The following is a 24,803-nucleotide window of genomic DNA, read 5'->3' on the forward strand; positions in this document are numbered from 1 at the left end:
AAGGAGTGGCATGCAGGTGAATTTTGCAGGTGCAGAAACATGGCTTCATAAGGTTAATCCAAGCTTGAAGCTATGCATTTTGATTGCGTTATGCTTCGTGGCATTATTCATCCATGATTCCAATTACATGATGAATGTGACCATTGGTGTTTTACTATTGCTCTTGTGTTTTTCAGGTCATTCGATAAAACGTATGTTACTTTTGTTCATCCCTTTTTGCTTCATATTCATTTCCACTTCTTCGGCGATGATTTTCTTTGGCAAAGGTGAGACACTCTGGTTTGAGTGGGGCTTGATATCGATCACGGAAGAAAGCTTCATGAGGGGGGTACTGGTCGGCTTTCGGGCGCTGCTTTTTGCGGCTCTGGGATTGACTTTTTCCTTGACGACGAGACCCGTGAACTTGTTTTATTCCTTGATGCAGCAAATCAAGCTTAAACCGAAATATGCCTATAGTTTCATGGCGGCATTAAGGCTCATACCGATCATGATGGAGGAGTTTCAAATGATAAGGAACGCAATGAAAGTACGCGGGTTCGAACGGGGAACCGGAATCAAGGCGATCTATTTCAAGATGAAGGCTTATTCCATCCCGTTGTTATCTGGAAGCATTAGACGGGCTCACCGGATTGCGGTTGCGATGGAGGCGAAGCGATTTACGGATACGAGGGAGAGGACCTACTATTATGAGTATGGTTTTTCCAAAAAAGATCAAGGATTCATTCTTTATTTCACCCTCGTGCTGCTGGCAGGCTTTTACTTAGCGGCTCATTTCCCGATCTTGCCAAGATGAACCCATGAGATTACTTTGCTAGTTAAGGAGGCCTGAATATGAGTGCACAAGAATTGCATATTATTTCTACCGGGAAACAGCATTTGGAACAGTTCGTGGAGATTGCGTCGGAGATACAGGATGATGTTGATTTCTTTCATTTAAGAGAAAAGCAGATGAATGCTTCAGAGCTTTATCGAGCCGTCACTCTATTACAAGACCAAAAGATACCGTTATCGAAACTCATCGTTAATGACCGTGCGGATGTAGCCTGGACGAAGCAGGCATTTGGCGTGCATTTAGCTTTCCACAGCTTGGATGCCGCCGTCGTAAGGAGGGCATTTCCAGGATTGGGTGTAGGCTGTTCGGTTCATTCCATGGAAGAAGCAAAAGTCGCTTGCCAACAGGGAGCCGATTATGCGATGTATGGACATATTTTTGAAACGGATTCCAAGCGTGGCCTCCCTCCTAAAGGCGTAGAGGAACTTCAGGCAATCACAAGCAATGTCAGTCTTCCGATCATTGCAATCGGAGGCATTACACCTTCGAATTGCCAGAGCGTGCTGGAGGCAGGTGTCCGAGGGATTGCGGTCATGTCAGGTATACTCGAGGCAAAAAACCCCATGGAGGCCGTTAAAGAATATTCGAAGTCTCTAGGAAAGGAGCGATAAGATGAATTCTTATGATGCAATCATTGTCGGCGGAGGAGTAATTGGCGGATCGATTGCGTTTCAATTCGCGAAACGAGGCAAAAAAGTCCTTTTACTGGAAAAAGATCGACTTGCAGGCAAAGCATCAAGTGCTGCAGCCGGGATGCTCGGGGCACAAGCTGAGTTGGAAGCAGATGACCCGTTATTTACATTGGCAGCGAGAAGCAGGGGGATGTTTCCTGCACTGGCGAAAGAATTGAAAGCGACTGGTGGTATAGACATTGAATTGGTGAACAAAGGTATGTTCAAGGTGGCGCTAACGAATGAACAAGAAGCAGGATTGAAAAAAAAGATCAATTCCCAGCAAGCTGCCGGACTTGAGGCGGAATGGTTGTCATCAGCCGACTTAAGGAAAGTGGAGCCGCTTCTTTCGGATGAACTCAAAGGTGCCATGTATATTCCTGATGACGGACAAGTTTCAGCCGAGAAGCTGGCACTCGCCTTTACTAAATCTGCTGTAGCGCTGGGGGTGGAGATAAAGGAGTTTGTCGAAGTCAGTGATTTACGTACGGAAAATGGAGAGATATCAGGCGTGACCACTGCCATGGGTGAATTCTCAAGCAGGAATGTCATTGTTGCAGGGGGGGCGTGGAGTGCTTTTCTCCTTGAGAAATCAGGCATAAACCTGGATACCCATCCAGTAAAAGGTGAATGCTTTTCCGTTCTGACTAATCGGCCATTGATTGAAAAAACGATTTTTTCGGATGGCTGCTATCTTGTACCAAAAGTCGGCGGTAGAATCATCGTTGGTGCGACCGTCAAGCCGAATACGTTCAATCAGCAGGTGAGCATCGACGGAATAGCAACGTTAATCAAAAAGGCAACACGATTGCTTCCGGCCATGAAAGAGACGGAATGGGAAAAAACGTGGGTAGGAATTCGCCCCCAGACAGGTGACGGCTTGCCTTATTTCGGTGAACATCCCGCATGCAAAGGATTGTTCATTGCAACGGGCCATTTTAGGAATGGAATCTTACTTTCTCCAATTACGGGGGTACTGATGGCTGACATTATGGAAGGAAAGCAGAATCAGGAATGGACCGCTTTCCGATTGGATCGTTCGGTACAAACCATATTTTCTTGAATGGAGGTGACTGGATTGGAATTGGTGATTAACGGGGAAAAAATCCAGGTTTCAGCTGCCGAGTCCACTATTACTGGATTGCTGCAACATTTTAATTTACAACATAAAGTGGTGATCGTGGAATTGAATGATGAAATAGTGGCAAAGGAAAACCAAAGTGAAACACTATTGTCAAACGGCGACAAGGTCGAGATCGTACATTTTGTAGGAGGCGGATGATATGTTAAAGATTGGTTCTTATGAATTTTCTTCAAGGTTATTATTAGGTACTGGTAAATATCCGGATTTTGATATCCAAAAGCAATCGGTGGAGGTTTCGGGGGCGGAAATCTTAACGTTTGCCGTCCGAAGAATGAATATATTCGAAGCGAGTCAGCCCAATTTTTTAGAAAAGCTTGATCTAAAAAAATATACACTCCTTCCCAATACAGCAGGGGCGAAAACGGCCAAGGAAGCTGTGCGCATCGCTCACCTTGCCAAGGCCTCTGGGTTGTGTGACATGATCAAGGTAGAAGTGATCGGATGTCAAAAAACGCTCTTGCCTGATCCCATTGAAACGTTAAAAGCTGCTGAGGAATTAGTGAAACTGGGATTCATCGTATTACCTTATACTTCGGACGATGTGCTGCTTGCGAAACGACTGGAGGAAATCGGATGTCATGCAATCATGCCAGGTGCATCGCCGATTGGCTCTGGTCAAGGCATTCTCAATCCGCTTAATCTTAGGTTCATCATCGAACAAGCCCAAGTTCCGGTAATTGTTGATGCCGGGATTGGCACGCCCTCGGATGCGGCGATTGCCATGGAATTGGGCGCGGACGGTGTTCTGCTTAACACGGCAGTTTCCGGTGCAAAAGATCCTGTCAGAATGGCGAAGGCGATGAAACTTGCCATCGAGGCCGGTCGGTTAGGGCATGATGCAGGAAGAATAGCAAAAAATGAATACGCCATAGCCAGCAGCCCTATTGAAGGAATGAGCATAGGATGAATGAACGGTATTCACGGCAAGAGCTTTTCAGCCCAATAGGGAAAGCGGGCCAACTGAAAATTCGTGAAAAACACGTGTTGGTAATCGGGGCGGGTGCTCTCGGTACGGGAAGTGCGGAAGGGCTTGTACGTGCAGGAGTCGGTAAACTGACGATTGTCGATAGGGATTATGTCGAGTGGAGCAACCTTCAAAGGCAACAGCTATACTGTGAAGAGGATGCGGAGAATAGAACGCCGAAAGCAGTGGCGGCAAAGAAGCGTTTGAATGCCATAAACTCGGATGTGTCGGTGAATTCACTTGTATCGGATGTTTCAGTAGAGGAAATGGCAAAGCTTGCTTGCGATGTGGATTTGATCGTTGACGCCACCGATAATTTCGATACGAGAATGATCATAAATGATAGTGCACAAAAATCTAGAATCCCATGGATTTACGGAGCGTGTGTCGGCAGCTATGGAATCAGCTACACGGTGATTCCAGGCGTGACCCCATGTTTGAATTGCTTGATGGAAGCGGTTCCTATCGGCGGGCAGACTTGCGATACGGCGGGAATCATCAGCCCTGCCGTACAAACGGTCGTCGCCCATCAATTGACCGAGGCTTTGAAAATACTTGTCGAGGATTATGCATCGTTAAGAAACAAGGTCGTTTCATTCGATCTGTGGAAAAATGAACAGGCCGCCATTGCTGTGGCAAAATTAAAAAAGGACAACTGCCCTTCTTGCGGGGAAAAACGGACATACCCCCATCTTTCTTATGCAAACCGCACAAAAACAGCCGTTTTATGCGGGAGGGACTCCGTACAGATTCGGCCGTCTAAAGAATATGTCGGTGATTTGAAGGACCTGGAAAAAAATTTACGCGCCCAAGGCAGACGTGTCGTTAGAAATGATTATTTACTATCATTTTCGGTCGGCGCATATCGGCTGGTGGTGTTCAATGATGGTCGGGCTTTGATTCATGGAACAAAGGATATCGCAGAAGCCAAAACGTTATATCACCGATTTTTAGGCTGAATTATTATAATGACCAATCAGGGGCTTGGATATCCAAGCTCCTATTATTCTTGTATTCAATTGACTATGAGTGACGATAAGTAGGTTTACAAGTAAACTGCCATAAGGAACTAAAAAAATACTGATAAAGGCGATTGTTTTTAAGAGCAGTATACAAGTGGTGTTGCTTCCCTGATTATTTTTCCTTCATCTATATATGAGTGAGAGTGAGCATGTCAATTTCAGCTTGCGACATCATTTCATCCCGCTTTCCATGAAACAAACAAAAGCGGGCCTGCCATTAGCAGGCACCGCGTTCGTTAAAAGCAGCTTACATATCGTGGCCGCTATTATGCTTCTGTCGGGAGTGCTGTCTATTTTTCACCTTATGGGAACCGCTTAACGGAGCAGGTTGACCTGGGTTGTTCCCTTTAGGTGCGTTTTTTCGAATATCTTTGCCATCATTTTTGTTCATATGCTGATCCCTCCTATATCTTAAGATAAGCAGTCCGCGGAATTTTATTCACATACATATATTTGTAACCCTCGTACATCCTATGAGTGATACTAATTAAGGAGCTGAATCACCATGCAGGATAAACAAGATAAACGGAGGGCATTTCAGGAAGCGCAGCAAAGTTACCACCAAGTATATGATGTGTATTCTTCAATCGAAAAGACGGCACCGGACTATGGAACGGAATTGAAGCATGTGAAGCAGGAAGTGAACGAGGCTTACCAGCAAATACAAACCGCCTTGATTACTGCTTCTGAACATCAACGGAAACAATTGAAGCAATTCGAGCAGGATATTTCTGCAATCGTCGATGAAGTGAATTCGGAGTACTGATGGATGTCTGGTTAAGGGGTGAAAAGGCTTTTTGACATGTCATCTTCAAAAAGCCTTCCTTATTAATGCCGGGAAAAAAGATTATTGGTTTTTCTTTCTTTTTTTATTGTTTTGCCTTTGTTCTTCCGATAACGGTGGTTCATTACCCAATTCATCATGATACCCTGCTCCATTACCCTGTCCATTTGCAGCATTCATTCCTGGTTTGACATGATTTGCCTTTTGTTTTGTCATTTCGACACCTCCACCAATAGAATGTGATAATGCGGAATGATTATGTACGTTTGACTAATAAGTTTTATTGGTATAATTTATAAGCTTGTATATAGTTGTGTTTTTGCAATACGGCATGCATGTAAGGCTACTAAAACTCTCTTTCAGATGTGCAGGGATTTTTTCCATAAGAGAAACTTATCAAAAACAATAACTTTCTTGTTATTTACTTATACTCATTTCTATATTAGTATTAAGTTGAAGGAAGAGTTAGGATGGGAGAAGAGAGAGAAAATTCGACAAACTAACTTTTTTGTTTATATTTATCGGTAAACATGGTTTCAGTGAACCAGGTTTTACTTTCATGTGCAGAATAAGTTATTCTGACAGTTTAATAGGGGGTAATATTCATGACGAAAAATGACGTATACCAAGCGCGTAAATCCTTTGAAATCGAAGGGAAACGCTACAACTACTACAGCCTAGACGCTATTGAAAAAGCAGGGGACGGCAAAGTTTCACGCCTTCCATATTCCATTAAAGTATTACTTGAAGCAGTCCTGCGTCAAGTGGACGGGAGAGTCATCACAAAAGAACATGTTGCGAACCTTGCTAAATGGGGAACAAGCGAGCAACAAGATATAGATGTACCTTTCAAGCCTTCACGTGTCATCCTTCAAGATTTCACGGGTGTGCCGGTTGTTGTTGACTTAGCTTCTCTACGTAATGCCTTCGCGGCCCTTGGTGGAGACCCTGACAAAATCAACCCGGAAATTCCAGTTGACCTTGTAATCGACCACTCAGTACAAGTTGATAAAGCAGGTACAATGGATTCCCTTGATGCCAATATGGATCTTGAATTCGAACGGAATGCAGAGCGTTACCAGTTCCTAAGCTGGGCTCAAAAATCATTCAACAACTACCGTGCAGTTCCGCCAGCAACTGGTATCGTTCACCAAGTTAACCTTGAGTACCTTGCGAACGTAGTACACGCGGTGGAAACTCCAAACGGTGACTTTGAAGTATTCCCTGACTCTGTATTCGGTACGGATTCACATACGACAATGATCAACGGTATTGGTGTTCTTGGATGGGGCGTCGGCGGTATCGAAGCTGAAGCAGGCATGCTTGGACAGCCATCATACTTCCCAGTGCCAAAAGTGGTTGGTGTTAAACTAACTGGCCAACTTCCTAAAGGAACGACAGCTACTGACCTTGCCTTGAAAGTAACGCAAGTTCTTCGTGCACACGGTGTAGTCGGTAAATTCGTTGAGTTCTACGGCCCTGGAGTAGGACACCTTCCGCTTGCTGACCGTGCAACGATCGCTAACATGGCTCCTGAATACGGTGCTACAGTCGGATTCTTCCCAGTCGATGCAGAAGCGATCGATTACATGCGCTTAACAGGCCGTGATGAAAAACAAATTCAAGTGGTTGAATCTTACTGCAAGGAAAATGGCTTGTTCTACGCTCCTGAAAACGAAGATCCAGCATACAATGATGTTGTGGAAATCGATCTTTCAGCAATCGAACCAAACCTTTCAGGCCCTAAACGCCCGCAAGATTTGATCCCGCTTTCCCAAATGAAGAAATCTTTCCATGATGCCATCAATGCACCTATGGGCAACCAAGGCTTCGGCATGGACAATTCTGAATTGGATAAAGAAGTGACTGTTAAATTCGCTGATGGCAAAGAATCGGTCATGAAAACTGGCGCGATCGCAATTGCTGCAATCACGAGCTGTACAAATACTTCAAACCCATACGTAATGCTTGGAGCAGGTCTGATCGCTAAAAAAGCGGTTGAAAAAGGCTTGACTGTACCGGATTATGTAAAAACATCATTGGCACCAGGTTCTAAAGTCGTTACTGGTTACCTTCGTGATGCAGGTCTTCAAACATACCTTGATCAATTAGGATTTAACGTAGTCGGTTACGGCTGTACAACATGTATCGGTAACTCAGGTCCATTAGCGGACGAAATCGAAGCAGCTGTTGCTGAAGCGGATCTTCTAGTAACTTCTGTGCTTTCTGGTAACCGTAACTTCGAAGGCCGTATTCATCCGCTTGTGAAAGCAAACTACCTTGCTTCTCCGACTCTTGTTGTGGCATATGCTCTTGCAGGTACTGTGGACTTCGATCTTAACCATGATTCACTTGGTAAAGATAAAGACGGAAACGATGTATACCTTGCTGATATTTGGCCATCACAAGAAGAAGTAAACGCTGCTGTTAAGGCAACGGTTACACCTGAATTATTCCGTAAAGAATACGAAACAGTATTCAACGATAACAAACGTTGGAATGAAATCCAAACAAGCAACGAAGCGATTTACGCTTTCGATTCTAAATCAACATACATTCAAAATCCTCCGTTCTTTGAAGGATTATCACCAGAACCAGGTTCGGTTAACCCACTTTCTGGTTTGCGCGTAGTTGGTAAATTCGGTGACTCAGTTACAACTGACCACATTTCTCCTGCAGGTGCAATCGGTAAAGATACACCAGCTGGTATCTACCTTCGTGAAAACGGCGTAAAACCACGCGACTTTAACTCTTATGGTTCTCGTCGTGGTAACCATGAAGCGATGATGCGCGGAACGTTCGCAAACATCCGTATCCGTAACCAAGTGGCTCCAGGTACAGAAGGTGGTTACACTACTTACTGGCCAACAGGCGACGTAATGGCTATCTATGATGCTTGCATGAAATACAAAGCTGATGGAACAGGCCTTGCCGTCATCGCTGGTAAAGACTATGGTATGGGAAGCTCTCGTGACTGGGCTGCGAAAGGTACGAACCTTCTTGGCATCAAAACGGTCATCGCTGAAAGCTTTGAACGTATTCACCGTTCTAACCTTGCATTAATGGGCGTTCTTCCTCTTCAATTCAAAGAAGGCGAAAACGCTGAAACACTTGGATTGACTGGTAAAGAAGCGATTGCAGTTAAAATCGACGAAACAGTTAAACCGCGTGATATCGTAACGGTTACAGCTACTGATGAAGCTGGAAACGTAAAAGAATTTGATGTACTTGTTCGTTTCGATTCCGAAATTGAAATCGACTACTACCGTCATGGCGGTATCCTTCAAATGGTATTGCGTAATAAATTAAAAGGCTAATTTCAGCCTTCAGAATCGGTAAACCTATATAATAGGTTTACCGATTCTTTTTTTGTGTCAAAATTATGTAATCAAGCTGATTACATGCAATATATAAACGAATTTACTATTCCAAGTGTCTTTTTATTGTTAATATGAAAAAGGGAAGTTGTTCTATTTTTGGAAATGGGCTAATAAATTAATTGTATTGGGACAAGGGGGACATAAGTGTATGCTCAAAAAAATTATTGCCTCAGCGCTCTTACTGTCATTAATTACGATTGCGATTGTACAAGCGGTGGATAATGAACCAAACAGCCAAGAGGAAACGGAATCATTGGGTGGATTGAAAATCGGGGCTAAGGCGCCGAACTTCTCCTTGAAGACCTTGGATGGAAAACAAGTAGAATTAGCGGATTATAAAGGGAAGAAGGTCATGCTGAATTTTTGGGCAACCTGGTGTCCGCCCTGCAAAAAGGAAATGCCGGATATGGAGCTATATACGAAGCAAGCGGGTGATGATGTCATCGTTCTTGCGGTCAATATAGATCCTGAAAACGATGTACAAGCGTTTGTGAAGGAAAATGGAATTACCTTCACCATACCTCTGGATAGCAACAGTGCAAAAAATCCAGTGAATGAGCAGTATAAGGTATTAAGCATTCCGACTACATACTTTATTGACAAGAAAGGCGAGATCAGGCATAAAGTGATATCAGCCATGCAACTCAAAGATATGGAACGATATATGAATAGCATGCAGTAACGGGACCTTATGAGGTTCCGTTTTACGTTGAATGTTAACAAAGTTGTCAAAAATCACAGGAAATAATTAATTAAATTCTTAATTTTTGGTTAATGATAATAAAAAAGGGTTAAAGTAAAGAGGAAGGAAGTATTTGATGAAATAAAAAAACTGATAATTATGATAACTTTAAGGATAATAACCATATAGTCATAATTTTACGTTAATTTGGCAATGCTGAATCATATACTAAAAATAAGTAGGTGAGAACCATGAAAAAAAGAAAAAGAACATTTGAAGAATTAATTAAAGAAAATAAAAGGGAATTGATGATGGACCTTAAACAAATGGAAAGACTTGAGGAACGTCTGGAAAAAAAACATATGCAAAAAGCTGAGTAACATTAAACAAAATATGAGTCAGTACAATGTCCTCCATTGTGCTGGCTTTTTATTTTGTGCTTTTCAAAATCTGGCACTCATGAATTCCCTTCTTTTCATCCATGATAAGAAAAGGAGGCGATAATATGAGTAATCCAAAAAAAGATTCAAAACACTTCAGGCCAAGTCACCTTGGAACACAATCAAGGGCAGCGGGAAGTAACAATGGTAAGCAAATGCAGGACAAATCCGGGAAGCATGCACAGGTCATACAAACCAAAGGCGAATAACGAAGGCTTGAAAAATTTCAATAATATTATTATGTAAACCATCCTTGATTAGAGGTGAAAATACAATGAATTCATTCAATAAGGATAACCGTTTGGATAATGTAGAAAAACTCCAGGACGCGATTCATAACACGGAGCAGAGCATGATAGCAGCGAATGATGCGATATCCTTTTCATCAGCTGAGGACAAGCTGGCGATAAAAGCTAAAAACGAGCGAAGAAAAGCGAGCATTGAAGCGATGAAGGAAGAAGTGCAGGATGAGGAAGAAGCGAGGGACAGCGGCTACAATAATATTTAGAGAATAGACGAGGAGGAAGAAAGAAGCAAGGCACCTTTCTTCCTCCTTTTTCCATGGATACTTAAGACTGCTTAAATGAAAAGGGAACGGTTGTTATGGTAAAATGTTTATATTGCAAAAATGAAAGTGGGGAAAGAAAAATGTTCATAGCTGAAAATGATATTGAAGTTCGATATGCTGAGACGGATCAGATGGGTGTCGTTTACCATGCCAATTATTTTATATGGATGGAACTGGGCAGGACAAAATTAATCGATGATTTAGGGTTCCGTTATGCTGATATGGAGGCGGAGGGTATCCTTTCCCCTGTCATGGACATACAGGCTTCATACAAAACGCCAGTGCGGTATGGTGAAAAAGTAAAAGTGAAGACGTGGATTGATATGTATGACGGATTACGGGTCATTTATGGCTATGAAATCGTCAATGGTAAAGGAGAAGTGGTGACTACCGGTCATTCTTCACATGTTTGCGTCAAAAAGGACAGCTTCCGGCCGATATCCATCAAACGCATGTTTCCTGATTGGCATGAGGCCTATGAAAAAAATAAAAAGCAGAATGAGCTGGTTTAATAAATCGAGGTGTTTTAGACATGGCTTTCGGCATTAAACGGAAAGATGTAGTGGAGTGGAAAAAGCGGATCGATCAAGGAGAAATCGCTTTTTTAACTCATTATTGGCTGGATGACCGTTTCCCTGGCTGCAAGACGGTCACAAAAGTCGGCAGTAAGGATTTAGGCCGATTATCCGAATGGGGTAAGGAATACGGGCTGAAAAAAGAATGGATCCATCACCGCAAGGATGGCTACTCGCATTATGATCTTCTGGGCGATAAGCAAAGGGAAATACTCAAGGCGGAGGGGATCATTGAGGTGCTGCTCGAAAATTAGACAAAGAAGCAACAGCAGTTTACACCGCTGCTGCAAGGTCATGCTCCCTTTTCATAATGAAATTCAGGCTCGGTCAGTTTTTCGTTGAAGGTGATCCGCAAATCATGACCATCGAAGTACCAAATATCTTTTTCTTCTACATAGAAATGAATATTTTTCGTCGATGATAAGGCTGCTGCATTTTCTGGCGCTTCTTGGATGATGCCCAATGAAAAGCCGCTCTGAACGGAACTATGTCCGCCATATCTTACATAAAAGCGCAAATGTGAGCCTTCTTGGAGCTCCAATTCGTCCATATACCACTGTGCCGCTTGATCGGAAATGGTCAGTTTCATACTCATTCTCCTTCCTTGAGGTCCGTTACTTAAGTATAAAGTAATTATGAAGCAGATGCGAATATTGTGCGTTTTAGAAAGGAAATACGATGGAGATCATCTATACAATTTGTTTCATTACTCGAACAACGTATAACGAAGATGAAGTGTTGATGCTGTTCCGCAAAAAAGAGCCGAACCGGGATAAATGGAATGGCATTGGCGGGAAAATCGAAAAAGGTGAGACAGTCCTTGAATCGATGGAACGTGAAATCCGCGAAGAAACTGGATTAACGGTCAAGCGATTGACCTATAGGGGAATCGTGACATGGAATGAGACGGGCGGAATGTATGTGTACCGCGCTGAAGATACCGGAGGTGAGCTTAGTCCTTGTGATGAGGGAGAACTAGCTTGGAAGCCGGTTCAATGGGCCATGGAGGCGGATGAAGTCGTATCCAACATCAAGCATTATCTCGGTGATGTATTACGGCAAGCACCTCCTCAGCAATTTGCCTGCATTTATGAAAATGATCGCTTCGTCTCCATGGAAACGAAGCCGCTGCCTCATTTCGCAAAAGAATCGGCTTTAACTAATTGAGTACCGTCCAGGTCAACTGCACCTCCAATTGTTAGACAACATCTAACTGGAAGTGCAGTTTTTTTGACCAATTATACCATTGACGCAAAATCAAATGCAGTTTTAGAGTACTTAGAAAGGCTGGAAGGAAATACGATTGTGGGACTAAATCGGGCGTTATCCAATTCGAGAGCAGTGGGGAGAATGGAATGCCTTTCAGCAAGTAATCTCAATAGTCGTAACGCACACATCCGGGGGAACACGAAAATAGCTGCAGGTTTCTGCAGCTATTTCCTCTTTTCGTTTTCTATTGATTCAGCCTCGGCTAGCTTTTTCAGTAAGATGGGTGTGGGCATATGCATGATTTGTTCCAAGGGCAAATTGAGAGATTTTGATAATTTCAAAGCGGTTTCCGGTGAAATTTGCAGTGGCTTCATGACTGATTCTCCTTAGGGAAAATGATTAATTAGTTCCAGTTTATCCTCTATGCAACAATTAATCAATTCTTTCTTAGCTGTTTAGGCTTTACAAAACGAAACCCCCATCAAGCTCATACCCCCTATACAGATCATTATCGCTTGACTTTGGAATGAAGTTATGTTCAAAATGACCTCAAGGAAAGTGATCATATTGAACTATTTAACGCGGGAATTTTTATCGAATTTCAGGTATAAAGGTTCATGTAATTGTAAGTTTCAATATGGCTTCATCTTTTCTGGAATGACAAGAACAGGGAGAGAAGGGAATGGGCATATATCGTATTGTTAAATCAATCCTTCCATAGTATCACCGAGTTTGTAAAACTAGTGCAGGAAATAGCCGGCCAAACCAATCTGCTGTCATTGAATTCCGCCATCGAGGCTGCCCGTGCAGGTGAAAATGGCATGGGTTGCAGTTGTTGCGAATGAAGTAAGAAAGCTAGCGGAACAGACAAAAAATTCTATCGCAGAAATAGAATCAATCGTGAATAGTGAATACATCAGGTGAGTATATGAAGGAAGTGGTTGGATCTGTTCAAAGGGTTAAGGAGGTTGTTCAGGCAGGGGGGGGGGGAATCAGTTTTAACCGAAAGGCCTTTCAATGAAATCATTGGCGTAATTGAAGGGAATATTTCCGATTCAAGGGACATGGAAAGGGATATTCAAGGTTTGGTATCGGTCATTCAGGAAATCGGGAATTCTTCGGAAAAGGTATCCGACCAAGCTGGTATTCTGAATAACACGGCAAATGCATTATAGAATGGAAATAGACCTGTTAGAACTGGCCCATCCCCATTCTAAAAATCGCTTATAACCATTTGACTTTTGGTTCGGTTTTATCAATAATTCGTTTAATGTTCGCCCGGTGCCGGTAAAAAATGAAGATAGTAAAGATGCCAATCACTGTAATGAGAGCCCAATCACCTGTATGAAACACCAAACTATAGATAAAAGCAAGTAGAGAGGCAATCATGGAAGAGAGCGACACATATTTGGAAAAGTATAGGGATATAAAGAAAATGATAACGGCAATGACAAAAAACAATGGTTCATAACCAAGGATGACGCCAGCTGAAGTCGCAACCGCTTTCCCGCCCCGGAAGTTTGCAAAAATGGGAAACATATGGCCGACGACGGCTATAACGCCTACGAGCATCTCGTTCAAATCATTGGCTCCAAGCAAAAATGGGAGTGATGTTGCAAGCGTCCCCTTAAGTATATCCATGATTGTGACGGTAAGTCCTGCCTTGACGCCCAATGTCCGGAAGGTATTTGTACCGCCAAGGTTTTTACTGCCGTGCTCGCGAATGTCGATATTGTAAAAGGTTTTACCGATAATTAAACCGGATGGAATCGATCCAATCAAGTAAGCAGACAGTATAATGATAAATGTAAGCATTCTATGACCCTTTCTTTAAGAAAAATCTTTTTATTTTTTCATGATAGAGAAGCTGATTGTTAGCATTTATGAAAGAAATAGCTAAAAACAGCCATAAACTGTGTGATAAGCATCTCTTATTGTAACATTTTCGTGACAAAATGGTACGCCTGTCCGAAAAAAACCCACTGAAAAATGAATTTTCCTTGATAGAAATGCACCTTTTGATATAGGTTAAAGTTGATGCAAGGTAAAATGTTTATCTTTTCTTATTTTCGTATATATAAAAAACAGGAAGGCATGAGGTGGAGTCAGTCTTTTCGAAACTTATTTTTTCTTGTATAATTATTTTTCTTAATAATGGTAATAATCAGCTTGTCTGTTAATTTTCCATGTTAAGAATACTTTTTGTGCAAATATTACATTTTATAAATAGAGAGGATTGGTAAGAATGATAGAAAATCCGAGCAGAGCGGAAATGGGACAAATGCTAAAAAAAGCAAAACGAATCGCTGTAGTCGGATTATCGGATAATCCCGAGCGAACCTCTTATATGGTATCAAAGGCCATGCAGGACAGTGGATATGAAATTATCCCTGTCAACCCTTCCATATCCGAAGTGTTGGGTGTCAAAGCCGTGAAAGCCCTCAAAGATGTTGAAGGCCATGTCGATATCGTCAACGTGTTCCGCCGCTCAGAGTTCCTTCCGGGGATTGCCAAAGAGTTTGCCAACATTGATGCAGATATATTTTGGGCTCAGCTAGGTGTTGAAAATGAGGAAGCTTATCATTTTTTGATCGAAAAAGGTTATACTGTCATCATGGATCGATGCATTAAAGTCGAACACGCCCTTACGAAGTAAAGTCAAAAGAGCGGGCCCTCCGCTCTTTTTTAAAGGCATTTCAAGTTCCGGTTCGAGGGTATCCAGCATATTCTGAATGCCGCTGATTTTCGTGGATTCAAGAACAATTTGATCAAAATAATAAAAGTATATTTGCCAAATGAGAAATTACCGCTACAATTAGAACGGTAGCTATGATACGTTTTTTAGGGCGACAAGCTCCAAACAAATGGGCTAACGCTAATAAAAGGGACATAAAAATAGAACACTTGTTCTTTTCTCGTGAAAGTATTATACTTTTTATATGAATAGTGACGTATGTGAAAAATTGTTAAAGCTAGTGAGTCATTTCATTGCAGTATGATTTGGCCCGGAAATTGTGTTTAGTAAGGAAAGGGGAATTTCTGTGGCAAAAAAGGTAAAAGCAATCGAGTACAATGATGATGCAATTCAGGTACTGGAAGGACTCGAAGCGGTCAGAAAACGTCCCGGTATGTATATCGGCAGTACTGATGCACGCGGACTTCATCATTTAGTGTACGAGATTGTAGATAACTCCGTAGATGAGGCTTTGGCTGGGTATGGAGACCAAATTAGTGTGAAAATACATAAAGATAACAGTGTAAGTGTAACTGATAGGGGCCGCGGGATGCCTACGGGTATGCATAAATTGGGTAAACCGACGCCTGAAGTCATTTTGACGATCCTTCATGCAGGGGGGAAATTCGGACAAGGTGGATATAAAACGAGCGGGGGCCTTCATGGTGTGGGTGCTTCGGTCGTTAATGCGCTTTCCGAATGGCTTGTCGTGACGATCAAAAGGGACGGGTTCATATACGAACAACGGTTTTTCAATGGTGGTAAACCGGAAACGACGCTGGAGAAAATCGGCAAAACGAATCAATCGGGTACGAAAATCCATTTTAAGCCTGATCCAAAGATATTCTCGGTGACAACATACAATTATGATATCCTATGTGAACGCCTCCGTGAATCAGCTTTTCTATTAAAAGGCATGAAGATAGAATTGACGGATGAACGCAACGACCGAAATGAAACCTTCCATTATGAAAATGGAATCGAAGCATTTGTGGATTATTTAAATGAGGAAAAAGAAACCCTTCATAGTGTCGTTAGCTTGGAAGGGGAGCAAAATGGGATAGAAGTTGAACTTGCCTTTCAATTCAACGATGGCTATTCAGAGAATATATTAAGCTTCGTCAATAATGTTCGTACAAAAGACGGCGGCACCCATGAAATTGGCGCAAAAACGGCCATGACCAGGGCATTTAATGATTATGCGAGAAAAATGGGGCTATTGAAGGAAAAAGATAAAAACCTCGAAGGTACCGATATACGTGAAGGCTTGTCATCGATTATCTCTGTCCGCATTCCGGAAGAACTGCTTCAATTCGAAGGGCAGACCAAGAGCAAGCTTGGCACCAGCGAGGCTCGCTCTGCAGTCGATTCCATCGTGTCAGAGCACTTAGCCTACTTTTTCGAAGAAGATCCGACCACGAGTACTTTATTGGTTAAAAAATCGATTAAAGCGTTCCAAGCCCGCGAAGCGGCCCGCAAAGCAAGGGAGGATGCAAGGAGCGGAAAGAAACGAAAAAAATCCGATGCCATCCTATCTGGTAAGCTGACGCCGGCTCAATCGAAAAATCCCGAACGTAATGAATTGTACCTTGTGGAAGGGGACTCTGCCGGAGGATCTGCAAAGCAAGGCAGGGATCGCCGTTTTCAGGCGGTTTTGCCGTTAAGGGGTAAAGTCATCAATACGGAAAAGGCAAAGCTGGCGGATATTTTTAAGAACGAAGAAATAAATACGATCATCCACGCCATTGGCGGAGGGGTCGGGGCCGAGTTCAATACCCCGGACACCAATTACGATAAAGTGATCATCATGACCGATGCCGACACGGATGGTGCCCATATCCAAGTGCTTCTTCTTACTTTCTTTTACCGTTATATGAAACCATTGATAGAGTCAGGGAAGGTTTATATTGCTCTGCCACCGTTATATAAAGTGAGTAAAGGGACAGGGAAGAAAGAAGTGATTGAATATGCCTGGAGTGACGAGGAGCTTCAGGGAGCGATAGACAAGGTAGGGAAAGGCTATATGATTCAGCGTTATAAAGGGCTTGGAGAGATGAATGCCGATCAATTGTGGGATACCACGATGAACCCGGAAACGAGGACGTTGATCCGTGTGAAAATCGATGATGGGGCCCGTGCGGAAAGAAGAGTGACAACGTTAATGGGTGACAAGGTTGAACCGCGCCGCAAATGGATTGAAGCCAATGTCGCTTTTGGTCTCGAGGAAGAATCGAATATTTTAGATAATGAAAATATGTCGATTGAAGAGGAGGTCAATAACGATGGTATTTGAAGAAACGTTTCGAGATTTGCCGCTTGAAGAGGTCATCGGAGATCGCTTCGGGCGCTACAGTAAATACATCATCCAGGATCGGGCACTTCCCGATGCCAGGGACGGCTTAAAACCGGTACAGCGCAGGATCCTGTATGCGATGCATGTGGAAGGAAATACACAGGAAAAAGGTTTCAGGAAATCTGCAAAAACGGTCGGTAATGTAATTGGTAATTATCATCCTCATGGAGATTCATCGGTATATGAGGCGATGGTCAGGATGAGTCAAGACTGGAAGCTGCGAAAAGTCATGGTCCAAATGCACGGTAACAATGGGAGCATTGATGGAGACCCGCCTGCTGCGATGCGGTATACGGAAGCCAGGCTTTCATCGATCGCTTCGGAGATGTTACGTGATATTGAAAAAAGGACAGTCGACTTCGTGCCGAACTTTGATGATACTTCTGAAGAGCCTATCGTATTGCCTGCGATGTTCCCTAATTTATTGGTAAACGGTTCCACTGGCATCTCAGCCGGATATGCAACGGAAATCCCGCCGCATCAAATAGGAGAGGTCATCGATGCTGCCATTATGCGGATTGATAAACCGGAAGCGACCGTCGCGGATTTAATGACGGTCATAAAGGGGCCGGATTTCCCTACTGGCGGAATCATACAAGGCATCGAAGGCATTCGTAAAGCCTATGAAACAGGTAAAGGGAAAATCATCATACGCGGCTTGGCGGATGTGGAAACGATCCGTGGCGGCAAACAGCAAATCGTCATCACCGAAATTCCGTATGAAGTCAATAAAGCGAACCTAGTCAAGAAAATGGATGAGTTCCGTCTTGACCGGAAAGTGGAAGGCATCGCAGAAGTAAGGGATGAAACGGACCGGACCGGACTGCGTATCGTCATTGAACTGAAAAAAGATGCGGATGCAAACGGTGTCCTGCATTATTTATACAAAAATTCCGATCTTCAAATTGCCTATAACTTTAATATGGTCGCGATATATAAAAAGCGGCCGACTTTGATGAGCCTGCCAAAAATGCTTGATGCGTATATCGATCACCGTAAAGAGGTAATCGTGAACCGTTCCCGTTATGAGCTGCAAAAGGCACATGACCGGGCACACATCGTCGATGGATTAGTGAAGGCCCTATCGATATTGGATGAAGTCATTGCCGTCATCCGTGCTTCCAAAGACAAGCGCAATGCCAAAGATAACCTGATTGCCCAATTCGCGTTTACAGAAGCGCAAGCCGAAGCCATCGTTTCTTTACAGTTATATAGACTGACAAATACGGATATTACAGCACTCGAGGCAGAGGCAGCGGAATTGAAAAACAGAATTGAAGAATTGACGAAGATCCTGGGCAGTGAAAAGGTGCTTCTTCAAGTCATAAAAAAAGAACTTCGCTTCATTAAGAAGGGCTTTGATGACGGAAGGCGTTCAAAAATCGAAAAGGAAATAGAAGAAATCAAAATTAATCTTGAAGTCTTGATCGCGAGTGAAGACGTGATGGTGACCGTGACGAAAGAGGGCTATGTCAAACGGACATCATTGCGATCATATGCGGCATCAGGCGGTCTTGATTTTGGCATGAAAGATTCCGACCGATTGCTTCAGCGTTTGGAAATGAATACAACGGATGTCCTGTTGCTGTTCACCTCCAAAGGGAATTTTCTCTATTGCCCAGTTCATCAGCTTCCTGATATTCGCTGGAAGGAAACGGGCCAGCATATCGCGAACATCATTCCGATCGACAGGGAAGAGCAGATCATAAAAGCGATACCAATCAAGGACTTTACCCTTCCGCAATTCCTGGTGTTCATCACGAAAAACGGGATGGTGAAAAAGACTGAACTTGCTGCTTACAAAGCGCAACGCCATTCAAAACCTTTGGTTGGCATCAATTTAAAGGGCGATGATGAACTGGTCGATGTTCATCATACCGATGGTCAGGAAGATCTTTTCCTTGTCACCCATAACGGCTATGGTTTATGGTTCGATGAAGAAGAAGTAAGTGTCGTCGGTGTACGTGCAGCGGGAGTCAAAGGGATTAATTTGAAAGAAGATGACTATGTTATCGGTGGCAAGATGTTAACCAAAGATAGCAAAGAATCCATCCTTATCGTTACCCAGCGCGGTGCCATCAAGAAAATGAAATTAACCGAGTTTGAAAAAACGAGCCGGGCCAAGCGCGGTGTCGTGGTATTAAGGGAATTGAAATCCAACCCTCACCGGGTCATCGGATTTACTACGGTCAATAAAACCGACAGTTTGTTCATTCTTTCCGAAAAGGGTACGGTTGAAACCGTTCATGCCGCCTCATTAAAAAATCACGATCGCTACACGAATGGATCTTTTGTTTTTGATGAAACGGTCAGTGGCAAAGCGAAAGAACTATGGAAAATATCATTGGAAGATGAAGCCTCGATGGAGGAGTGAGTCATTTTTCTATCGGGATGCTGGTCAAAATCAGCATCCCGTTTTTTGCGACGTAAAAATCTCCCTCGGTCTCTATCCACATAAAGTCTTTGAGTCAAAAATGACTTATTGAATCAATTTTAAATTCCTAGTTTTATCAGTCTGTTAATTACATATGAACAACGAATAATTCAATTATGAATTTTTTTGCGACTGAAATCTCAATATCAACACCTTCCGTTTTTGGCACAATCCTTGCATGTTAATAGGATGACTTCTTTGTTGTATTGAAAGAAGAAAGGGGAGGACAAATGGATAGACCTTGGAAAAAGCATATCCCGTCCGGAAATCCATTGGAAATTGAAATACCTGAAATTTCTTTGACAGACCTTTTTTACCATTCAGTCGAAAAATATGCGGAACATACCGCGGTTACGTTTAAAGAGGATAGGTATACATATTCACAGTTAGGACAGCTAGTGAAAAGATTTGCCCGCTTACTAGCAGACGCGGGGGTTGAAAAAGGTGATCGTGTGGCGCTTATGCTTCCCAATTGTCCACAATATCCGATCAGTTTTTACGGGACGCTTTTACAAGGGGCGATCGTTGTCCAAATCAACCCGATGTATAAGTCAAACGAATTGATACATGTCCTGAAAGACTCGGGTGCAAGGTACATCATCGTCCTCGATGACTTGCTGCCTTTAGTCGAAGAGGTCTTGGTTGAAACGAATCTTGAAAAGATATGGCGCGTGTCGAAGGAAAAGAACGATTGTGAAATGATGAAGAGTCTGTTATCTGTATCGGAAACTGATTCCTATGCATCCATTGACCCCGGTGAAGATGTTGCCGTCCTTCAATATACGGGAGGAACCACCGGACGGTCAAAAGGAGCGATGCTGACCCATCGGAATATTGTGGCCAATACGCTGCAAAGTGCCGCCACTTCCAAAATCAATATTCAGGAGGGCAAGGAAAGGGTGCTTGGCGTTTCACCTTTATTTCATGTATATGGAATGACTTCAGGAATGAATTTGACGTTTTATAATGGCGGAGACTTGATTATTATCTCCCGATTTGAGGTGGCAGAATTCGTCGATATGATCAAAACTCTTAAACCAACCATTTTTCCAGGTGTCCCCACGATGTATATCGCATTATTACAATACTACCGGTCCCATCCGTTCGATATGGATTGCTTGAAGTCATGTATATCAGGTTCGTCACCATTGCCCTTGCATGTGTTATCAAGTTTTAACGAAGTGAGTGGCTCGAAGATCGCAGAGGGCTATGGACTTTCCGAAGCATCGCCAGTTACGCACCGAAATCCGGTCACTGGCCTGCAAAAGCCAGGAAGTATCGGGATTCCGATACAAAATACGGATGCCGCCATCATTGACAATATTACTGGTGAGCCATCGCTCATGGTTGATACCCCGGGAGAGTTGGTCATTAAGGGACCTCAGGTGATGAAAGGGTATTGGGGAATGCCTGAAGAGACGGAGAAGACGATTCAAAACGGCTGGCTGTATACTGGCGATATCGCCAAGATGGATCAGGATGGCTTCTTTTACATTGTGGGTCGCAAGAAAGAAATGATCATCGCAGGCGGCTTCAATATTTATCCCATTGAAATTGAAGAGGTTCTCTACAGCCATCCAAAGGTTTTGGAAGCTGCCGTATTTGGTGTCCCCGATCAATATCGCGGTGAAACGGTACACGCAGCGGTCGTTTTAAAGCCCAATGAAACAATAACGGAAAAAGAATTGCAGGATTATTGCCGAGAACATCTAGCCGCCTTCAAGATACCCGATATGATCATGTTTCTACGTGAATTCCCAAAGACAGCGGTGGGTAAAGTCTTAAAACGCAAACTTCAAGAGGCTCATGGATTCCAGATAGAACGTGAAAGCGTTAACAATAAAATGATCTGAGAAAGGGGAATGGATATGGACTTTCGCTTGGATGATGATATCGTCTTGTTAAAAGCAACCATTCGTCAGTTTATTGAAGAGCAAATCGATCCTTTTTCCATGCAAATAGAGGATGAAGATCATATTCCTGATTCCATCATAAATTCTTCGAAAGAAATCGGACTATTCGGACTGAGCATTCCGGAAAGATATGGCGGACTGGGAATAGGGATGGTCGGGAAATGCGCTTTATATGAGGAAATCGGCAAAACACATAATGGCTACACAACTTTGATCGGTGCCCATACCGGCATCGGGACGGTGGGGATTGTCGAAATGGGCAATGAAATGCAAAAGGAAAAGTATCTTCCGCATATGGCAAGCGGTGATAAAATCGGTGCATTTGCCCTAACGGAGCCTGCTGCTGGATCACATGCGACGAATCTGAAGATGACGGCCGTCAAAAGCGGCGATACCTATATTCTCAACGGGACGAAGCATTTTATAACGAATGCGGACGTAGCCGATATTTTTACAGTCATGGCAGTAACGGATAAGGACAAAGGAGCAAAAGGAATCACCTCATTCATTGTGGAGAAAGGTTTTCCGGGTTTTAAAGTGGGAAACTTGGAGCGGAAAATGGGTCTTCGAGGCTCACATTCGGCAGAACTGATTTTTGAAGATTGTGAGGTTCCCGCTGAAAATGTCCTCGGAGAAGTAGGCCAGGGGTATGTAAATGCCTTGAAAATCCTTGCGAATGGACGGGCGGGCCTTGCGGCAAGGAATTTGGGGTCGTGTCAATATTTGCTGGATATCTCGACAAAATATGCGATGGAGCGTGAACAGTTCAATGTGCCGATCATCGATCATCAGGCTGTAGCTCATATGCTTGCTGAAATGGCCATGGAAATCGAAGCGCTACGTTCATTCACATATCGGGTCGCGTGGATGGTCGATCAGAAGGAAAAAATCATCAAGGAAGCGGCAATGCTAAAGCTGTATGGTTCGGAAGTGTATAATCGCGTCGCTGATAAGGCTGTCCAAATCCATGGCGGAATCGGCTACATGAAGGACTACCCAGTGGAACGCTTTTTCCGGGATGCCAGAATCACACGAATATATGAGGGTACGTCCGAAATCCAAAAAAATATCATAACTGCGCAATTGAAGAAAAAATATCAACACTAGTCTAATAGGAAAAGTGGAGGGGTTAAAATGGATTTACGTTTATCGGATGAACAAAAAATGGTCCAAAAAACAATTCGCAAGTTCGTGGAGAATGAATTGATTCCTTTGGAAAATGAAGTGCTTCGCAATGAAATGGCAGGAAAACCTAGTTTGCCAGAAGGAACAATGAAAGAATTGCAGGAAAAAGCAAAAAAAGCAGGCTTTTGGGGCATCAATACGCCGGAAGAATATGGCGGGGCGGAATTGGGACAGCTTATGATGGCAATTGTCTTGATGGAAGTATCCAAGACGTTCGTTCCTTTCAGCTTTGGCGGGTCAGCGGATAATATCCTTTATTATGGAAACGAGGATCAAAAAAAGAAGTACCTCATCCCAACGATCAATGGGGAGAAAAAATCCTGTTTTGCGATGACGGAGCCAGGAGCTGGTTCGGATACAAGGAATATAAAAATGACGGCTGTAAAAGAGGGAAGAGACTGGGTGCTAAACGGGGAAAAAACGTTCATTACTGGTGGGAATGATGCTGATTTCGTCATGGTCATTGCTGTTACGGACAAAGAGCGTCATCAGGCGACAGGTACCGAGGGTGTAACCTGCTTCATCGTCGACCGTGACATGGGCTGGAGATCCGAGTATATCCAAACGATGGGAGAATGGGGACCAGCTGGATTGGTTTTCGATAATGTCAGGGTACCCGAGGAGAACATCTTAGGGGAAATACATGGCGGGTATAAATTGGGACTGGAATGGATTGGGTTTGCCAGGTGGATTGTGGGGGCGCGCGCTGTCGGATCTGCAGAAAGGTTGCTGCAAATGGCGATAGACTATGCGAAAGAGCGAGTCACCTTCGGTAAGCCGATCGCCGAGCGTCAGGCGATCCAATGGCAAATTGCTGATTCGGCAGTCGAAATCGAAGCCGCTCGGTGGCTTGTACTGAACGCTGCGTTCACACTCGATAACGGAGAAGACAACCGCCACCTGGCTTCGATCGCTAAGCTATATGGCGCGAATATGGGGAATCGGGTCGTTGATCGCGTATTGCAGATACATGGGGGCATGGGCTATACGAAAGAGCTTCCCATAGAACGTTGGTACCGGGAAGCAAGACTTTGGCGGATTTATGATGGAACGGATGAAATACAGAGGATGATCATTTCCCGTAATTTAATCAAAGGGCATGTTAAATTAGGACAATTTTTATAATGGATGAGGAGGAAACGAGGATGACAGGAAGATTTTCAGGGAAAACGGCATTAGTAACAGGTGGAAGCAGAGGAATTGGCCTTGCGATCGTCGAGCTGCTCGCCAGTGAAGGCGCAAAGGTAGCCATCATCGATATCAACGAAGAAGTCTTGACATCAACCGGAAATGAATTGAGAGATAAGGGGTACACCATTTTTACGAAAGTGACAAATGTGGTCGAGCCCCAAGAGGTCGAAGCTTCGGTCACTGAAATAGCCGACACATTCGGCTCGCTTGATATTTTAGTGAATAATGCAGGTGTCATCCGGGATAACCTCCTTTTTAAAATGACCGATTCCGATTGGCAAACCGTGATGGATGTACATTTAAAAGGCACCTTCAATGCAGTTCGAGCCGCCCAGAAGCATATGGTTGCGAATAAATACGGAAGAATCATTAATATATCCTCCACCTCGGCCCTTGGGAACCGCGGGCAGGCCAATTATTCAGCTGCAAAAGCCGGGCTGCAGGGATTAACGAAAACGCTTGCTATCGAGCTTGGCAAATATGGGATTACAGCCAATTCCGTCGCCCCAGGCTTTATCGAAACCGAAATGACGAAAGAAACAGCGAAGCGGGTAGGGGTAAGTTTTGAACAATTCATTCAGGATCGGGCAAACAGCATTCCGGTTGCGAGGAGCGGCTTGCCAAGGGATATTGCGCATGCTGTAGCATTCTTTGCCGAAGAAGCTTCTTCATTCATCAGCGGGCAGGTTTTATATGTAGCGGGAGGTCCAAAAAATTAAGGA

At 43.5% G+C, this 24,803-nt stretch carries 28 protein-coding genes and 1 pseudogene; 24 read left to right on the forward strand and 5 right to left on the reverse strand.

The features are described from left to right. The first annotated feature begins 10 nt into the window (after positions 1-10). From ABE28_RS10660 to ABE28_RS10685, 6 genes are read left to right on the forward strand one after another with little or no spacing between them, the layout of a single operon-like run. A complete protein-coding gene (locus ABE28_RS10660; RefSeq protein WP_064465226.1) occupies positions 11-793 on the forward strand; it encodes an energy-coupling factor transporter transmembrane component T family protein in 783 nt (260 codons plus the stop codon). A gap of 38 nt (positions 794-831) precedes the next feature. Then, entirely contained in the window at positions 832-1,443 is a 612-nt protein-coding gene (gene tenI, locus ABE28_RS10665; RefSeq protein ID WP_064465225.1) for a thiazole tautomerase TenI, read from the forward strand. 1 nt (position 1,444) lies between these two features. Then, entirely contained in the window at positions 1,445-2,566 is a 1,122-nt protein-coding gene (gene thiO / locus ABE28_RS10670; RefSeq protein ID WP_064465224.1) for a glycine oxidase ThiO, read from the forward strand. Positions 2,567-2,590: 24 nt separating this feature from the next. Next, positions 2,591-2,785: a sulfur carrier protein ThiS gene (gene thiS, locus ABE28_RS10675; RefSeq protein ID WP_306807338.1), complete on the forward strand. Its 195-nt coding sequence runs from the start codon at positions 2,591-2,593 to the stop codon at positions 2,783-2,785. A gap of 1 nt (position 2,786) precedes the next feature. Continuing rightward, positions 2,787-3,554 (forward strand): thiazole synthase, encoded by a 768-nt coding sequence (locus ABE28_RS10680; protein WP_064465222.1) that lies wholly within the window; start codon positions 2,787-2,789, stop codon positions 3,552-3,554. Beyond that, entirely contained in the window at positions 3,551-4,570 is a 1,020-nt protein-coding gene (locus ABE28_RS10685; RefSeq protein WP_064465221.1) for a thiazole biosynthesis adenylyltransferase ThiF, read from the forward strand. Before ABE28_RS10680 ends, ABE28_RS10685 begins: the two co-directional genes overlap by 4 nt. A 310-nt stretch (positions 4,571-4,880) precedes the next feature. Here the strand turns inward: ABE28_RS10685 and ABE28_RS10690 are convergent, their stop codons facing one another. Next, positions 4,881-5,024, reverse strand: a complete 144-nt coding sequence (locus ABE28_RS10690; RefSeq protein WP_061141525.1) for a small acid-soluble spore protein P — start codon at positions 5,022-5,024, stop codon at positions 4,881-4,883. Positions 5,025-5,138: 114 nt separating this feature from the next. On the opposite strand from ABE28_RS10690, the gene ABE28_RS10695 reads away from it, so the two are divergent. Further along, the gene (locus ABE28_RS10695; RefSeq protein WP_064465220.1) at positions 5,139-5,399 is read left to right on the forward strand and encodes a hypothetical protein; all 261 of its coding nucleotides are present in this window, start codon (positions 5,139-5,141) and stop codon (positions 5,397-5,399) included. Between the two features lie 81 nt (positions 5,400-5,480). Here ABE28_RS10695 and sspO read toward each other — a convergent pair whose 3' ends face one another. Next, positions 5,481-5,633: a small acid-soluble spore protein O gene (gene sspO, locus ABE28_RS10700; protein ID WP_064465219.1), complete on the reverse strand. Its 153-nt coding sequence runs from the start codon at positions 5,631-5,633 to the stop codon at positions 5,481-5,483. Between the two features lie 389 nt (positions 5,634-6,022). Between sspO and acnA the strand changes: the two genes are divergently transcribed. From acnA to ABE28_RS10730, 7 genes are all read left to right on the forward strand, one after another. Next, entirely contained in the window at positions 6,023-8,734 is a 2,712-nt protein-coding gene (gene acnA, locus ABE28_RS10705; protein WP_064465218.1) for an aconitate hydratase AcnA, read from the forward strand. Positions 8,735-8,945: 211 nt separating this feature from the next. Beyond that, positions 8,946-9,479, forward strand: coding sequence for a TlpA disulfide reductase family protein (locus ABE28_RS10710; protein ID WP_064465217.1), 534 nt, complete (start codon positions 8,946-8,948; stop codon positions 9,477-9,479). 251 nt (positions 9,480-9,730) lie between these two features. After that, positions 9,731-9,859 (forward strand): FbpB family small basic protein, encoded by a 129-nt coding sequence (locus ABE28_RS24485; RefSeq protein WP_081092343.1) that lies wholly within the window; start codon positions 9,731-9,733, stop codon positions 9,857-9,859. 125 nt (positions 9,860-9,984) lie between these two features. Next, positions 9,985-10,128: an acid-soluble spore protein N gene (locus ABE28_RS10715; RefSeq protein ID WP_064465216.1), complete on the forward strand. Its 144-nt coding sequence runs from the start codon at positions 9,985-9,987 to the stop codon at positions 10,126-10,128. Between the two features lie 65 nt (positions 10,129-10,193). After that, positions 10,194-10,427 (forward strand): small acid-soluble spore protein Tlp, encoded by a 234-nt coding sequence (gene tlp, locus ABE28_RS10720; protein ID WP_064465215.1) that lies wholly within the window; start codon positions 10,194-10,196, stop codon positions 10,425-10,427. Positions 10,428-10,567: 140 nt separating this feature from the next. Continuing rightward, on the forward strand, positions 10,568-10,999 hold the full coding sequence (locus ABE28_RS10725) for an acyl-CoA thioesterase (protein ID WP_064465340.1): 432 nt from the start codon (positions 10,568-10,570) through the stop codon (positions 10,997-10,999). A 20-nt stretch (positions 11,000-11,019) separates the two neighbouring features. Continuing rightward, a complete protein-coding gene (locus tag ABE28_RS10730) occupies positions 11,020-11,316 on the forward strand; it encodes a hypothetical protein (RefSeq protein WP_064465214.1) in 297 nt (98 codons plus the stop codon). A 38-nt stretch (positions 11,317-11,354) separates the two neighbouring features. Here ABE28_RS10730 and ABE28_RS10735 read toward each other — a convergent pair whose 3' ends face one another. Then, positions 11,355-11,651: a HesB/YadR/YfhF family protein gene (locus tag ABE28_RS10735; RefSeq protein ID WP_064465213.1), complete on the reverse strand. Its 297-nt coding sequence runs from the start codon at positions 11,649-11,651 to the stop codon at positions 11,355-11,357. An 89-nt stretch (positions 11,652-11,740) separates the two neighbouring features. On the opposite strand from ABE28_RS10735, the gene ABE28_RS10740 reads away from it, so the two are divergent. Next, the gene (locus tag ABE28_RS10740; RefSeq protein ID WP_064465212.1) at positions 11,741-12,229 is read left to right on the forward strand and encodes an NUDIX hydrolase; all 489 of its coding nucleotides are present in this window, start codon (positions 11,741-11,743) and stop codon (positions 12,227-12,229) included. Between the two features lie 266 nt (positions 12,230-12,495). Here the strand turns inward: ABE28_RS10740 and ABE28_RS10745 are convergent, their stop codons facing one another. Beyond that, the gene (locus ABE28_RS10745) at positions 12,496-12,645 is read right to left on the reverse strand and encodes a YycC family protein (protein WP_064505153.1); all 150 of its coding nucleotides are present in this window, start codon (positions 12,643-12,645) and stop codon (positions 12,496-12,498) included. A 375-nt stretch (positions 12,646-13,020) separates the two neighbouring features. Here ABE28_RS10745 and ABE28_RS25960 point away from each other — a divergent pair. After that, positions 13,021-13,150, forward strand: a pseudogene (locus tag ABE28_RS25960) (methyl-accepting chemotaxis protein); the annotation flags it as partial. Between the two features lie 89 nt (positions 13,151-13,239). Continuing rightward, entirely contained in the window at positions 13,240-13,446 is a 207-nt protein-coding gene (locus ABE28_RS10750) for a hypothetical protein (protein ID WP_064465211.1), read from the forward strand. A gap of 49 nt (positions 13,447-13,495) precedes the next feature. Here the strand turns inward: ABE28_RS10750 and plsY are convergent, their stop codons facing one another. Beyond that, positions 13,496-14,086, reverse strand: a complete 591-nt coding sequence (gene plsY / locus ABE28_RS10755; RefSeq protein ID WP_064465210.1) for a glycerol-3-phosphate 1-O-acyltransferase PlsY — start codon at positions 14,084-14,086, stop codon at positions 13,496-13,498. Positions 14,087-14,516: 430 nt separating this feature from the next. On the opposite strand from plsY, the gene ABE28_RS10760 reads away from it, so the two are divergent. From ABE28_RS10760 to ABE28_RS10790, 7 genes are all read left to right on the forward strand, one after another. Continuing rightward, positions 14,517-14,927, forward strand: a complete 411-nt coding sequence (locus ABE28_RS10760; protein ID WP_064465209.1) for a CoA-binding protein — start codon at positions 14,517-14,519, stop codon at positions 14,925-14,927. Positions 14,928-15,312: 385 nt separating this feature from the next. Further along, entirely contained in the window at positions 15,313-17,298 is a 1,986-nt protein-coding gene (gene parE / locus ABE28_RS10765) for a DNA topoisomerase IV subunit B (RefSeq protein ID WP_064465208.1), read from the forward strand. Continuing rightward, a complete protein-coding gene (gene parC / locus ABE28_RS10770; protein WP_064465207.1) occupies positions 17,288-19,732 on the forward strand; it encodes a DNA topoisomerase IV subunit A in 2,445 nt (814 codons plus the stop codon). Before parE ends, parC begins: the two co-directional genes overlap by 11 nt. 290 nt (positions 19,733-20,022) lie before the next feature. Continuing rightward, positions 20,023-21,645, forward strand: coding sequence for a long-chain-fatty-acid--CoA ligase (locus tag ABE28_RS10775; protein WP_064465206.1), 1,623 nt, complete (start codon positions 20,023-20,025; stop codon positions 21,643-21,645). Positions 21,646-21,660: 15 nt separating this feature from the next. Then, on the forward strand, positions 21,661-22,812 hold the full coding sequence (locus ABE28_RS10780; protein WP_064465205.1) for an acyl-CoA dehydrogenase family protein: 1,152 nt from the start codon (positions 21,661-21,663) through the stop codon (positions 22,810-22,812). A gap of 27 nt (positions 22,813-22,839) precedes the next feature. Next, a complete protein-coding gene (locus tag ABE28_RS10785) occupies positions 22,840-24,015 on the forward strand; it encodes an acyl-CoA dehydrogenase family protein (protein ID WP_064465204.1) in 1,176 nt (391 codons plus the stop codon). A gap of 20 nt (positions 24,016-24,035) precedes the next feature. Further along, the gene (locus tag ABE28_RS10790) at positions 24,036-24,800 is read left to right on the forward strand and encodes an SDR family oxidoreductase (protein WP_064465203.1); all 765 of its coding nucleotides are present in this window, start codon (positions 24,036-24,038) and stop codon (positions 24,798-24,800) included. Positions 24,801-24,803 lie beyond the last annotated feature (3 nt).

This window comes from Peribacillus muralis, from assembly GCF_001645685.2.
Classification (GTDB): domain Bacteria; phylum Bacillota; class Bacilli; order Bacillales; family DSM-1321; genus Peribacillus; species Peribacillus muralis_A.